Origin of the sequence: Pseudomonas sp. 34 E 7, assembly GCF_900005715.1 — a bacterium.
Taxonomy (GTDB): Bacteria; Pseudomonadota; Gammaproteobacteria; order Pseudomonadales; family Pseudomonadaceae; genus Aquipseudomonas; species Aquipseudomonas orientalis_A.
Map to the genome: position 1 here is coordinate 1 of NZ_CVTX01000020.1, position 13,560 is coordinate 13,560.

A 13,560-nucleotide genomic window follows, 5' to 3' on the forward strand; every position below is an offset into this window, starting at 1 on the left:
CCCCGCCGCTGGTGCGTCGCGCCCGCGTGTGCCACGACCATCTCGGCGGTGAACTGGCGGCCGGGCTGTATCAACGGATGGCGCAGGCAGGCTGGATCCAGCGCTACGAACAACGTACCGAAGTGACGGTCAAGGGCACCCGGCATCTGGCGGAGCTGGGTATTTTCATCCAGGCATTCTCGTCGCCGTTGGTGTGTGACTGTTTCGACTGGAGCCAGCAGCAACCGCATGTCGGCGGTGCGCTTGGCGCCGGGCTGTTGCGGCTGTTTTTGCAGTCGAACTGGGTGAGTGCCATCGGCGAGTCCCGGGCCTTGGCTGTCAGCGACGCCGGGCTTGTGCACATCAACCGGTTGGCCGCACTGCAGGAGCGTCGCTCCTAGTTTCGGTCAGGTCGCATCCAGCAATCGCCAGGGCAGACGATGCCGCACACTCGGCCAGGGGTTTTTCACACTTGGGGGTGGGGCATGGGGATGCAGGACTATAGCGCAGCAGAGCGGCTGGAACGGTTGCCCATCAGTGGTTACCACCGAATCATTTTCATCATCATTGCCCTGGCGTTTTTTTTCGACTCCATGGACCTGGCGATGATGACGTTCCTATTGGGCTCGATCAAAGCCGAGTTCGGCCTGAGTACGGCCCAGGCCGGGTTGCTGGCCAGTTCGAGTTTTTTCGGCATGGTGGTCGGTGCTTCGCTCTCGGGGATGCTCGCTGATCGCTTCGGGCGCAAGCCGGTATTTCAGTGGAGCATCGTGTTGTGGGGCGTCGCCAGTTACTTGTGCTCGACGGCGCAGACGGTCGAGACGCTGACCCTGTTTCGCATCCTGCTGGGCATTGGCATGGGCATGGAGTTTCCAATCGCACAGTCGATGTTGTCCGAGCTGATTCCGGCAAAGCGGCGCGGGCGGTATATCGCGTTGATGGATGGTTTTTGGCCGCTGGGGTTTGTCGCTGCCGGCGTGCTGTCTTACTTCCTGCTGCCGGTGGTGGGTTGGCGCGACATCTTCCTGGTGCTGGCGGTGCCGGCGATATTTGTGCTGGCCATCCGGTTTTTTATTCCGGAGTCGCCGCGCTGGCTGGAACAGGCCGGGCGCCACGAGGCGGCGGACAAGGTGTTGCTGGGCATCGAGCAAAAGGTGCGCGACTCCCTCGGGGGCGCCGACTTGCCGCAGCCTGTTGCCTTGCCGCGGGTGGCGAGTACGCCAGGCACATTCTTCTCGGCCTTCCGGCAGTTGTGGTCGGCTCAGTACCGTCAACGCACGATGATGATCTGGAGCGTGTGGTTCTTTGCCCTGCTCGGGTTCTACGGACTGACGTCGTGGTTGAGTGCGTTGCTGCAGCAGTCAGGCTTTGCCGTGACGCAATCGGTGTATTACACGGTAATCATTTCCCTGGGCGGGATCCCCGGTTTCCTGATGGCGGCGTGGCTGGTCGAGCGCTGGGGACGTAAGCCGGTGTGCGTGGTGACGTTGCTGGGCGGCGGGGTGATGGCGTTTTTGTATGGGCAGAGCGCGGTGTTCGGCGGCAATGTCGGACTGCTGGTTACGACCGGTTTGTTGATGCAGTTCTTTTTGTTTGGCATGTGGGCGGTGTTGTACACCTATACGCCGGAGCTGTATCCGACCTCGGCGCGCGCAACGGGGTCCGGGTTTGCCTCGGCGATTGGTCGCGTGGGGTCGTTGCTGGGGCCACTGGTCACCGGGCTGGTGTTTCCAATAACCGGGCAGGGCGGGGTGTTTGCCTTGGGCGCGCTGTGTTTTGCGGTGGCGGCGCTGGTGGTGTGGGTGTTTGGGATGGAGACCAAGGGCAAGACGTTGGAGGAGTTGTCTGAAGTCTGACAGACAACATTAAACCCCTGTGGGAGGGGGCTCGCCCCCGATAGCGGTGTATCAGTCAATACATGTCTGTCTGACAGACTGCAATCGGGGGCAAGCCCCCTCCCACATTTAGCCTTCATTCATTCAGTAAAAATAGCGGTCAAGGCTTTACCAGTCGCGCATCCAGGCTGTTTTGCGCCAGGCGTTTGGCCTGGTCCTGGGTCATGCCCAGGGAGGTGTACAGCGCGTGGAAGTTCTCGGTGACATAACCGCCGAAGTAGGCCGGGTCATCCGAGTTCACCGTGACCTTCACTCCACGCTCTAGCATGTCGAGGATGTTGTGCTGGGCCATGTCGTCGAACACGCACAGCTTGGTGTTGGACAGCGGGCACACGGTCAGCGGGATCTGCTCGTCGATGATGCGTTGCATCAGGCGCTCGTCTTCGATGGCGCGCACGCCATGGTCGATGCGCTGGATTTTCAGCAGGTCGATGGCTTCCCAGATGTACTCGGGCGGGCCTTCTTCGCCGGCGTGGGCGACGGTGAGGAAGCCTTCGTGACGGGCACGGTCGAACACGCGCTGGAACTTGCTCGGCGGGTGACCCATCTCGGAACTGTCCAGGCCCACGGCGACGAACGCGTCACGGAACGGCAGCGCCTGGTCGAGGGTTTTCTCCGCTTCGGCTTCGCTCAGGTGGCGCAGGAAGCTGAGGATCAAGCCGCTGGTAATCCCCAGTTGCTGCTCGCCGTCCTTGAGCGCGGCAGCGATACCGTTGAGCACCACTTCGAAGGGCACGCCGCGGTCGGTGTGGGTTTGCGGGTCGAAGAAGGGTTCGGTGTGAATCACGTTCTGGGCTTTGCAGCGCAGCAGGTAGGCCCAGGTCAGGTCGTAGAAATCCTGGGAGGTACGCAGCACGTCGGCGCCCTTGTAATACAGGTCGAGAAACTCTTGCAGATTATTGAAGGCGTAGGCCTTGCGCAGGGTTTCGACGTCGTTCCACGGCAACGCAATCTTGTTGCGTTCGGCCAGGGCGAACAGCAGTTCAGGCTCCAGCGAGCCTTCCAGGTGCAGGTGCAGTTCAGCCTTGGGCAGGGCGTTGAGCCAATCGTACATAGCTAAAATCTCATCAGGTGCAATGGCGGCATTCTACAGGCCATGGCTGAAATAATCGGCAAAACCTGACCAGCAGGAGAGTATTTGATTTATTCGATCAAGTTCGACGTGAACTAAGGTGTAACGAAACGTTAGCGGCGTGGCGCAGTCTGTACCCCAACGATGACTGATTTGCCGTACATAAAGGCCCCCCATGCTCACTTCTCTCAAGCAAGAAAAATTCATGCTGCTGGCACTGATTGCCGCCATTGCCGCCTACCCGCTGGAACACTGGATGCTCCACAGTGGGCAGATGGTGGCGTTGCTCGCCGGTCTCGCCTTGATTGCGTTTATCGTGATGGCGTCGATGCGCGTGGCCCACCATGCCGAACAACTGGCGGAAAAGGTCGGTGACCCCTACGGCACCATGATCCTGACCCTGGCCGCTGTGCTGGTGGAAGTGGTGATCCTGGCGATCATGATGAGCAACGAGCCTTCACCCACGCTGGTGCGCGACACTATCTATTCGGCGGTGATGCTCGATATCAACGGCATCCTCGGCCTGGCCGCGCTGATGGGCGGCATCAAGCATGGCGAGCAGTCCTACAACGACGACTCTGCACGCACCTACAGCGTGATGATTCTAACCGCCATGGGCGTGTCGATGGTGGTGCCGGAGTTTATCCCCGAGGCCGACTGGAAAATTTACTCGGCCTTCACCATCGGCGCGATGGTGGTGCTCTACACCTTGTTCCTGAGAATGCAGGTAGGCCCGCACAGTTATTTCTTCAGCTACAGCTACCCGGAAAAACGCCGCAAGAAATCAACCGAGCAAGAGCACGAGCAGCCCGTAAACCTCGCGTTCTCGATCGGCACCCTGGTGTTTGGCGTGATAGTGATTGGTGCGTTGGCCGAGGTGATGTCCAAGACCCTCGACCTGGGCCTGGAGGGCACGGGCGCCCCGCCGGTGATCACCGCGATCGTCGTGGCGGCTATTTCCGCCGCGCCGGAAATCCTGACGGCATTGCGCGCCGCCTTGGCCAATCGCATGCAGTCGGTGGTGAACATCGCGCTGGGTGCGTCGCTGTCGACGGTGATCCTGACGGTGCCGGTGATGGAAGCCATGGCGCTTTACACCGGCCAGCCATTCCAGATGGCGATGACGCCGGTGCAGACAGTGATGGTGTTTATTACGCTGATTGTCAGTGCGATCAATCTCAATGATGGCGAAACCAATGCCATCGAGGGGATGACGCATTTCGTGCTGTTCGCGACCTTTATCATGCTGTCGCTGCTGGGGTTGTAACCCGATTTCAAGTACACCATAAAACCAAATGTGGGAGGGAGCTTGCCCCCTCCCACATTTTGGACTGTGCTTGGTTTAGATTCCGGCGATCAACTGACGGGCCGCCCGGGTGTGATCGGCGATCAGAGCTTTCAGGTCCAGGCCTTCCACTTGTCCGTCGATTACCCGCCATTGACCCGCGATCATCACTCGGTCCGCTCGATCGGCACCGCACAGCAACAGTGCGGAAATGGGATCGTGGCTGCCGGAGAAGCGCAACTCATCGAGTTTGAACAGCGCCAGGTCCGCCTGCTTTCCTACCGCCAACTCTCCAATATCCGTACGCCCCAACAACTGCGCCGAGCCTTTGGTCGCCCAGCCCAACACACCTTCAGGGGTAATTTTTTCCGCGCCGTAACGCAGGCGCTGGATGTACAGAGCCTGGCGCGCTTCCAGAATCATGTTCGAAGCGTCGTTGGAGGCGGAACCGTCCACGCCCAGGCCGAGGGGGGCACCGGCCGCGAGCAGGTCGAGGGTCGGGCAGATACCGGAGGCCAGGCGCATATTTGAACTCGGGCAATGGCAGATGCCCGTGCCGGCAGCGCCCAGGCGTGCGATTTCATCCGGGTTGAAGTGAATACCGTGGGCCAGCCAGGTGCGCGGGCCGAGCCAGCCGACGCTGTCGAGATAATCCACCGTGCGCAGGCCGAAACGTTGCAGGCAGAAGTCTTCCTCGTCGAGGGTTTCCGCGAGATGCGTGTGCAGGCGCACGTCGAGCGAGGTGGCCAGTTCGGCACTGGCGCGCATGATTTCGGGGGTGACGGAAAACGGCGAACAGGGCGCCAGGGCAATCTGGATCTGCGCGCCGTCGCCGCGCTCGTGGTATTCACGGATCAGGCGTTGGCTGTCGTCGAGGATGACCTGGCCCTGTTGCACGGTTTGCTGCGGCGGCAGGCCACCCTCGGCTTCGCCCAGGCTCATGGAACCACGGGTGAGCATGGCGCGCATGCCCAGCTCGCGTACGCTGTCGACCTGCACATCAATGGCGTTTTCCAGGCCGTCGGGGAACAGGTAGTGGTGGTCCGCCGCAGTGGTGCAACCCGAGAGCAGCAATTCCGCAAGGGCCACTTTCGACGCCAGGGCGAGTTTTTCCGGGGTCAGTCGGGCCCAGACCGGATATAGGGTTTTCAACCAGGGAAACAGCGGCTGGTTGACCACCGGCGCCCAAGCGCGGGTCAGGGTCTGGTAGAAATGGTGGTGCGTGTTGATCAGCCCGGGCAGGACGACATGCTCGCGGGCATCGAACACCTGCGCACAGGGTTGTGCAGGTGCTTGCCCTTGGGCCAGCACTTCGGTGATGACGCCGTCTTGCAGCACCAGGCCGCCACGGGCATCGAGGCCATTGGCGGTGAAGATCGCGAGGGGATTTTTTAACCAGATACGGGTCGCAGGCATTGGCCGGCTCCTCTGAATGATGGGTTCAGGTTTGCCAGCTCAGTGTTGCCCTGTCTGCTGATCCAGGGTCGCCGGTGAAGGCGAGGTGGCAGTCTAACGCTGTAGGAGCGAGCTTGCTCGCGAAAATCGTCAACGATAACGCGGGCAGTCTGGTTTAACGCGGTGCCTGGGCGTTCTTCGCGAGCAAGCTCGCTCCTACAGTTGCGGCCATTACCAGGCGATGGTGTCGCCCTTGTAGTCCACAAAATGATGGCCGCCCTTGCCGGTGTAGGCATTTACCTGGTCCACCAGGCCACGCACGCTGGTCTCGACGTCGATGTGCGCATTTTCGCCACCCATGTCGGTTTTCACCCAGCCCGGGTGCAGCGATAACACCGTCGGCTTGTGCTCGCCCAGTTGGGTGATAAAGCTGTTGGTCATGGAGTTGAGCGCCGCCTTGCTGGCCTTGTACAGCGCCATGTCCGAACCGTCGGGAATGGTGACGCTGCCCAGCACCGAACTCATGAAGGCCAGCACGCCGGTGTCCTTGCGGATCTGCCCGACAAAACGCTGGGCCAGGTTGATCGGGGCCACGGCGTTGGTGAAAAACAGTTGGCCGACTTCCGCCAGGGTGGCGTGCCCCGGCTCCTGGTTCGCGGGGCCCTTGACGCCGGCATTGACGAACAGCAGGTCGAAGGTGCGGTCTTTCAGGCGTTGGGCCAGGGCGATAACGGCTTGCTGATCGTCCATGTCGAGTTTTTCGATCTGCACCGGGCCCACGGCTTTCAGGGCGTCGGCCTTGTTCGGGTCACGCACGGTGGCGGTCACGTCCCAGCCGTCCTGGAGCAGTTGCTTGACCAGGCCGAGGCCCAGCCCGCGCGAGGCGCCGATGATCAGTGCGGTTTTTGGCGTAGACATGAAAAGCTTCCTTTGGAGTCGCGGTTCAGGGAGTTGCAGTGAGCAACAGTAGCAGTTTCAGCGTTGCAGCAGGATACGTCCCCGGCTCAGGTCGGCGAGCTGGGTTTGCAAGGTGTCGATGTGGGCTTCGCCCAGGGCCAGTTGCAGCTCCACGCCGTTGGCGGTGAAGGTTTCTTCCACGATCAGCCCGTCCAGTTCGGCAACGCGCAGCTTCAGCAGGTTCAATTCGGAGAAACCGCAGGCGCACCTCAGCGGTACACGACTGATCAGCTCGATGCGCTCGGCATTCTGCAGGCATTTATTTGCGCCGCCGCCGTAGGCACGGGCGAGACCGCCGGTGCCCAGTTGAATCCCGCCGTACCAGCGAATCACCAGCACCACGACCTGATCAAACCCTTGCGCCTCGATGGCCGCCAGGATCGGCCGCCCGGCGGTGCCGCCGGGTTCGCCGTCGTCGTTGCTGCGGTATTGGTCGGCCAGTTTCCAGGCCCAGCAGTTGTGCGTCGCGTTGAGGTCGCTGTGCTGCTCGATAAACGCCTGGGCGTCATGCGCGCTGGTAATCGGCGCCGCCAGGGTGATAAAGCGGCTTTTGCGTATTTCTTCACGAAACTCGCAAAAGCCTGTGAGCGTGAATGGCATAAGTCGCTTCGTTCAGGGGGCCGGCTTGATGCCGCAGCCTTTGAGAATAATGTGGATCAGATTGGTGCCGGCGTCCTCCATGTCCTGCTTGGTCAGCTTGGTGCGACCGGTGACGCGGCAGATCTGGGTGGCGAAGTCGGCATAGTGCTGGGTGCTGCCCCACAGCAGGAAGATCAGGTGCACCGGGTCGATGGGGTCCATCTTGCCAGCATCGATCCAGGCCTGGAACACGGCTGCACGGCCGCTGAACCAGGCGCGGTAGTCCTGGCTGAAATATTCGGTGAGGCATTCGCCGCCGCTGATGATCTCCATGGCGAAGATCCGCGAGGCCTGTGGCTGGCGTCGCGAGAACTCCATCTTGGTGCGGATGTACCGGGAGAGGGCCACGGCCGGGTCGTCCTCGGCGGTCAGCGCGTTGAACGTGCTGTCCCACAATTCGAGAATATTGCTGAGCACCGCAATGTACAGGCCCAGTTTGTTGGTGAAGTAATAGTGCAAGTTGGCTTTGGGCAGCCCGGCACTCGCCGCGATGGTGTTCATGCTGGTGCCCTTGTAGCCATGGCGCGCGAATTCATCCTCAGCCGCCTGGAGAATCGCTTGTTCGTTCTTTTGCCGAATGCGGCTGGCGGGTTTACCGGCGTGGTTGCTGTGGGCAGGAACTTCGAGGCTCATGGAGGTTTCCGTGCTGATCGATGGGGGCGACGTGTGCACAGATAACCCACCCTCAAGCCTCAGACAAGTGTTGATGCAATAAAACCGTCAAAGCGATTCCAGGGAGTCGCTTTCGGGCGTGGGGTTTGTAACGGCGTGGACGGTTTTGGCCTCGGGTAACAGCAGGCACAGCACAATGGCAGTCAGCCCGCCGCTGGTGATGGCGGAGTCGAACAGGTTCTGCACCAGGGTTGGCATCAGGTGCAGCAGGTTGGGCTGAGCGGCGATGCCCAGGCCGACACCGAAGGAGGTGGCGATGATCAGCATGCTGCGTCGATCCAGTGGCGCCTGGGCCAGGATGCGCACACCGGCTGCGGCGACGCTGCCGAACATGACCAGGGTCGCACCGCCCAGCACCGGTTTGGGGATTTGCTGCAACACCGCGCCGATCATGGGAAACAACCCAAGGCATACCAGCACCACGCCGATGTACAAGCCGACATGACGGCTGGCCACGCCGGTAAGTTGGATCACCCCGTTGTTTTGCGCGAAGGTGGTATTGGGGAAGGCGCTGAACGTGGCGGCGATCATGCAACTGACGCCATCCCCGAGCACGCCGCCTTTGAGTCGGCTTATATAAGACGCACCGCTGATGGGTTGGCGGGCGATCATGCAGTTGGCGGTGAGGTCTCCGACGGTTTCGATGCTGCTGATCAGATAAATCAGCGCGATGGGCAGGAAGGCGCTCCAATCGAAGTTGAAACCAAAGCGAAACGGCACGGGCAGGCTGATCAGAGGCACGTCGGGTAATGCCTGGGGCACCAGCTTGCCACTGAACCACGCGGCGAGGCTGCCGAGCGCCAGGCCGATGATAATGGCCGAGAGGCGTACCCAGGGCGTGTTCGAGCGGTTGAGCAGGATGATCGTCAGCACCACGAACAGGCCCAGGGCCAGGTTGATGGGGGCGCCAAAGTCGGGGGCGTTGAACCCGCCGCCCAGATCGGTGATGCCGACTTTTATCAGGCTGATGCCGATCAGCGTAATCACGATCCCGGTCACCAGGGGCGTGATGACCCGGCGCAGCTGGCCGATAAACCGGCTCAGCACGATCTGCACCAGGGCGCCGAAAAAGCACACGCCGAAAATCATCGCCAGGATGTCCTCAGGGCTGCCGCCGCGTTGCTTGACCAGGAAGCCGGCGGAGAGCACCGCGCCCAGGAACGCAAAGCTGGTGCCTTGCAGGCAAATCATCCCGGCGCCGATACCGAACGGCCTGCGCGCCTGGATGAAGGTGCCGACGCCGGAGACCATCAGCGCCATGCTGATCAGGTAGGGCAGGTGCGCGGTGAGGCCCAGGGTGGAACCGATGATCAAGGGCGGCGTGATGATCCCGACGAACGCGGCCAGCACATGTTGCAGGGCGGCCAGCAGGGCGGGCAGTGGTTTGGGGCGATCATCGAGGCCGTAGATCAAGTCGTTGGGGCTGGAGGATTCTGGTGGCATGGCGGGTCAACTCGGGGCGGACGGTTCAAGGTCCTTGTGCCTTGCAAAAAACTGTCCACCTGCTCAGCTTTTTGTGCAGAGCCCGTGTTAGCGCGTTGCCGCCAGGCTCTCCAGAAAACTTTCCAGCACCAAATGGGGGCGACGGCCCTTGCGCGTGACCGATGCCAGGCTCAAATCGTAAAACCGTGTAGCCGCTTTCAGCGCGCGCAGTCGGCCTTGTTGTACCCAAAGGTTGGCGTAATGGTCGGGCAGGTAGCCGATATAGCGCCCGGTGAGGATCAGGAACGCCATGCCCTCACGGTCCGAGGCGCTGGCGGTGCACGTGAGCGCCTGGTAATGGGCCTGGATCTCGGCGGGCAAGCGGAAGGTGGGGGCGATGGCGTCCTGGCTGTCGAGGCGCGCGTCGTCCAGTTGCTTGTCGTCGGCATAAAACAGTGGATGCCCGACCGCGCAATAAAGCAGCGAGCGCTCGCTGTACAGCGGTTGGTACTCCAGGCCCGACAATGCGCTGGCCTGGGGCACCACGCCGACATGCAGACGGCCGTCGAGGACACCTTGCTCGACTTCACTGGGGGCGATCATGCGGATTTGAATCTGCACGTCCGGGCCACGTTCCTTCAATTGCGCCAGGGCGTGGGTGATGCGCATATGGGGCAGGGTGACGAGGTTATCGGTCAGGCCGATGATCAGCTCTCCGCGCAAGTGCTGGTGCAGACCATTGACTTCGGTGCGAAAACTTTCCAGCGCACTCAACAGTTGCAACGCCGACTGATAGACCTCGCGGCCTTCTTCCGTCAGCGAGAACCCCGCGCGGCCGCGTTGACAGAGCCTCAGCCCGAGGCGTTGTTCCAGGTCGCTCATTTGCTGGCTGATGGCCGAACGGCCAATCCCCAGTACGGTTTCCGCAGCGGAAAAGCCACCACACTCCACCACGCTGCGAAAGATGCGCAGCAGGCGGATATCAAAGTCGCTGACCTGGGCCAGGGGGTCGGGGCGACGGCTGCTCATAGTTTAGTGAAGTCCTGACTGAAGGTTAGAAGAGTTGGATTTCACCGACTTTATCCCCGTGGCAATTTAGCTGCAACTACGCTTTTTTCAATCCCGACGCTACCTTTGCCTTGCGAGGTTTTGCTGATGAACATGCCGGAAAACGCCCCATCATCCCTGGCCAGCCAACTCAAGCTGGATGCTCATTGGATGCCTTATACCGCCAACCGTAATTTTCAGCGCGATCCGCGCCTGATCGTGGCCGCCGAGGGCAGCTGGTTGACGGATGACAAGGGGCGCAAGGTCTACGACTCGCTGTCGGGCCTTTGGACCTGCGGCGCCGGGCATACGCGCAAGGAAATCCAGGAAGCGGTGGCCCGGCAGTTGGGCACCCTGGACTACTCTCCGGGCTTCCAATACGGTCATCCGTTGTCCTTTCAACTGGCGGAAAAGATTACCGACCTGACCCCTGGCAACCTCAACCATGTGTTCTTCACCGACTCCGGCTCCGAGTGCGCCGATACCGCCGTGAAGATGGTGCGCGCCTACTGGCGCCTGAAGGGCCAGGCCACCAAGACCAAGATGATCGGCCGCGCCCGTGGGTATCACGGTGTGAACATTGCCGGTACCAGCCTGGGCGGCGTCAACGGTAACCGTAAGCTGTTTGGTCAGTCGATGATGGACGTCGACCACCTGCCGCATACGTTGCTGGCGAGCAATGCCTTCTCCCGTGGCATGCCGGAGCAGGGCGGTATCGCATTGGCCGATGAGTTGCTCAAGCTGATCGAACTGCATGACGCGTCGAACATCGCTGCGGTGTTTGTCGAGCCGATGGCCGGTTCCGCAGGCGTGTTGGTGCCGCCACAGGGTTATCTCAAGCGTCTGCGCGAGATCTGCGATCAGCACAACATCCTGTTGGTATTCGACGAAGTGATCACCGGTTTCGGGCGCACCGGTTCGATGTTCGGCGCCGACAGCTTTGGCGTGACCCCGGACTTGATGTGCATTGCCAAGCAAGTCACCAATGGCGCCATTCCGATGGGCGCGGTGATTGCCAGCAGCGAGATCTATCACACCTTCATGAACCAGGCGACGCCGGAATACGCGGTGGAGTTTCCCCATGGCTACACCTACTCGGCGCACCCGGTGGCCTGCGCGGCCGGCCTCGCGGCACTGGACCTGCTGCAAAAGGAAAACCTCGTGCAGAGCGTAGCCGATGTCGCACCGCACTTTGAGAATGCGCTGCATGGCATGAAGGGCAGCAAGAACGTGATTGATATTCGTAATTACGGCCTGGCCGGAGCCATCCAGATTGCGCCGCGTGACGGGGATGCCATCGTGCGTCCGTTCGAGGCCGGCATGGCGCTGTGGAAAGCCGGTTTCTACGTGCGCTTTGGCGGTGACACCCTGCAGTTCGGGCCAACCTTCAACAGCAAGCCGCAGGACCTGGATCGCCTGTTCGATGCGGTCGGTGAAGTGCTGAACAAGATCGACTGATTTCTCCTTCTATATAGAACAACTTTTCAGGAGCCCTGCATGAGCCTTATCCAGCATTTGATCAACGGTGAATTGGTCAATGACAGCGGTCGTAGCGCCGATGTGTACAACCCGTCCACCGGCCAGGTCATTCACCAGGTGCCATTGGCCAGTCGCGAAACCATTCAACAGGCGATCGACTCGGCCAAGGCGGCGTTCCCGGCCTGGCGTAACACGCCTGCGGCCAAACGGGCGCAGGTGATGTTTCGTTTCAAGCAGTTGCTGGAGCAGAACGAAGCGCGTATCTCGCAGCTGATCAGCGAAGAGCACGGCAAGACGTTGGAGGATGCCGCCGGTGAGTTGAAGCGCGGAATCGAGAACGTTGAATACGCGTGCTCGGCGCCGGAGATTCTCAAAGGCGAATACAGCCGCAACGTCGGCCCGAACATTGATGCCTGGTCGGATTTCCAGCCGCTGGGCGTAGTGGCGGGCATTACGCCGTTCAACTTCCCGGCGATGGTGCCGTTGTGGATGTATCCGCTGGCGATTGTGTGCGGTAACTGTTTCATCCTCAAACCGTCGGAGCGTGATCCGAGTTCGACGTTGCTGATCGCGCAATTGTTGCAGGAAGCGGGTCTGCCCAAAGGTGTGCTGAGCGTGGTGCATGGTGACAAGGGCGCAGTGGATGCATTGATTGAGGCGCCCGAGGTAAAAGCGCTGAGCTTTGTAGGATCGACGCCGATTGCCGAGTACATCTATTCCGAGGCGACCAAGCGCGGCAAGCGCGTGCAGGCACTGGGTGGCGCGAAGAACCATGCCGTGCTGATGCCGGACGCGGACCTGGATAACGCCGTCAGCGCCTTGATGGGCGCGGCGTATGGCTCCTGCGGTGAACGCTGCATGGCGATCTCGGTGGCGGTGTGTGTGGGTGACCAGGTGGCGGATGCGTTGATTGCCAAGCTGGTACCGCAGGTCAAGGCGCTGAAGATCGGTGCGGGCACCACCTGTGGCCTGGATATGGGCCCGCTGGTGACGGGGCAGGCGCGGGATAAGGTCAGCGGCTATATAGAAGAGGGCGTGTCGGCGGGCGCCGAGTTGGTTGTTGACGGTCGCGGCTTGAGCGTCGCCGGACATGAAGACGGGTTCTTCCTCGGTGGCAGCCTGTTCGATCGCGTGACCCCCGAGATGCGCATCTATAAAGAAGAGATCTTCGGGCCGGTGTTGTGCGTGGTGCGTGTGGACAGCCTGGAAGCGGCGATGCAGTTGATCAACGACCATGAGTACGGCAACGGTACGTGCATCTTTACCCGTGACGGTGAGGCGGCGCGCCTGTTCTGTGATGAAATCGAAGTGGGCATGGTGGGGGTTAACGTGCCTTTGCCGGTGCCCGTGGCTTATCACAGCTTTGGTGGCTGGAAGCGGTCGCTGTTTGGCGACTTGCACGCCTATGGGCCGGATGGGGTGCGTTTCTATACCCGTCGCAAGGCGATCACCCAGCGTTGGCCGCAGCGGGCCAGTCATGAATCCTCGCAGTTTGCTTTCCCCAGTTTGTAAGGCGGGATAAGTGGAAGGCCGGCCCCTTGGGGCCGGCCTTCGCGTTTTCCGGGGTTTTTTGACTTATATGACAGAAATGTGAAAAAGGAGGTTGACGGCAGATTCTGTGCGCCTATAATTCGCCCCACTTCCGGCGCAGTCGAAACGGAAAACTCCTTGGTAAACAATGAGTTAAATGAGTTTCGGCGGCAGGTTGCTTCAGTTCA

Annotated in this window: 11 protein-coding genes and 1 pseudogene; 5 read left to right on the plus strand and 7 right to left on the minus strand. The window is 60.9% G+C overall.

Annotated elements, in window-relative coordinates:
- Window positions 1-380: pseudogene (locus BFP96_RS00625) on the plus strand (transcriptional regulator); the annotation flags it as partial.
- Window positions 381-464: 84 nt separating this feature from the next.
- Window positions 465-1,835 (plus strand): MFS transporter, encoded by a 1,371-nt coding sequence (locus tag BFP96_RS00630; RefSeq protein WP_065935383.1) that lies wholly within the window; start codon window positions 465-467, stop codon window positions 1,833-1,835.
- A gap of 139 nt (window positions 1,836-1,974) precedes the next feature.
- Here BFP96_RS00630 and BFP96_RS00635 read toward each other — a convergent pair whose 3' ends face one another.
- Window positions 1,975-2,928 carry an adenosine deaminase gene (locus BFP96_RS00635; protein ID WP_043051475.1) on the minus strand — a complete coding sequence of 318 codons (954 nt, stop codon included), beginning with the start codon at window positions 2,926-2,928 and terminating at the stop codon, window positions 1,975-1,977.
- A gap of 193 nt (window positions 2,929-3,121) precedes the next feature.
- On the opposite strand from BFP96_RS00635, the gene BFP96_RS00640 reads away from it, so the two are divergent.
- The gene (locus tag BFP96_RS00640; RefSeq protein WP_065897928.1) at window positions 3,122-4,213 is read left to right on the plus strand and encodes a calcium:proton antiporter; all 1,092 of its coding nucleotides are present in this window, start codon (window positions 3,122-3,124) and stop codon (window positions 4,211-4,213) included.
- Window positions 4,214-4,288: 75 nt separating this feature from the next.
- On the opposite strand, the gene BFP96_RS00645 is transcribed toward BFP96_RS00640, so the two are convergent.
- The 6 genes from BFP96_RS00645 to BFP96_RS00670 form a co-directional block, all read right to left on the minus strand.
- On the minus strand, window positions 4,289-5,647 hold the full coding sequence (locus BFP96_RS00645) for an 8-oxoguanine deaminase (protein WP_065886507.1): 1,359 nt from the start codon (window positions 5,645-5,647) through the stop codon (window positions 4,289-4,291).
- A 210-nt stretch (window positions 5,648-5,857) separates the two neighbouring features.
- A complete protein-coding gene (locus tag BFP96_RS00650; RefSeq protein WP_057726414.1) occupies window positions 5,858-6,544 on the minus strand; it encodes an SDR family oxidoreductase in 687 nt (228 codons plus the stop codon).
- Window positions 6,545-6,601: 57 nt separating this feature from the next.
- Window positions 6,602-7,183, minus strand: coding sequence for an IMPACT family protein (locus BFP96_RS00655; protein WP_065894623.1), 582 nt, complete (start codon window positions 7,181-7,183; stop codon window positions 6,602-6,604).
- A gap of 12 nt (window positions 7,184-7,195) precedes the next feature.
- Complete coding sequence (locus BFP96_RS00660; protein ID WP_065886509.1) at window positions 7,196-7,855, minus strand: TetR/AcrR family transcriptional regulator; 660 nt, start codon at window positions 7,853-7,855, stop codon at window positions 7,196-7,198.
- An 87-nt stretch (window positions 7,856-7,942) separates the two neighbouring features.
- Entirely contained in the window at window positions 7,943-9,337 is a 1,395-nt protein-coding gene (locus BFP96_RS00665; protein WP_065897925.1) for a uracil-xanthine permease family protein, read from the minus strand.
- 87 nt (window positions 9,338-9,424) lie between these two features.
- On the minus strand, window positions 9,425-10,345 hold the full coding sequence (locus tag BFP96_RS00670; RefSeq protein WP_065935384.1) for a LysR family transcriptional regulator: 921 nt from the start codon (window positions 10,343-10,345) through the stop codon (window positions 9,425-9,427).
- A gap of 126 nt (window positions 10,346-10,471) precedes the next feature.
- Between BFP96_RS00670 and BFP96_RS00675 the strand changes: the two genes are divergently transcribed.
- Both BFP96_RS00675 and BFP96_RS00680 read left to right on the plus strand, forming a co-directional pair.
- The gene (locus BFP96_RS00675) at window positions 10,472-11,821 is read left to right on the plus strand and encodes an aspartate aminotransferase family protein (RefSeq protein ID WP_065935385.1); all 1,350 of its coding nucleotides are present in this window, start codon (window positions 10,472-10,474) and stop codon (window positions 11,819-11,821) included.
- A 39-nt stretch (window positions 11,822-11,860) separates the two neighbouring features.
- On the plus strand, window positions 11,861-13,354 hold the full coding sequence (locus BFP96_RS00680; RefSeq protein WP_065935386.1) for a CoA-acylating methylmalonate-semialdehyde dehydrogenase: 1,494 nt from the start codon (window positions 11,861-11,863) through the stop codon (window positions 13,352-13,354).
- The last annotated feature ends 206 nt before the right edge of the window (window positions 13,355-13,560 follow it).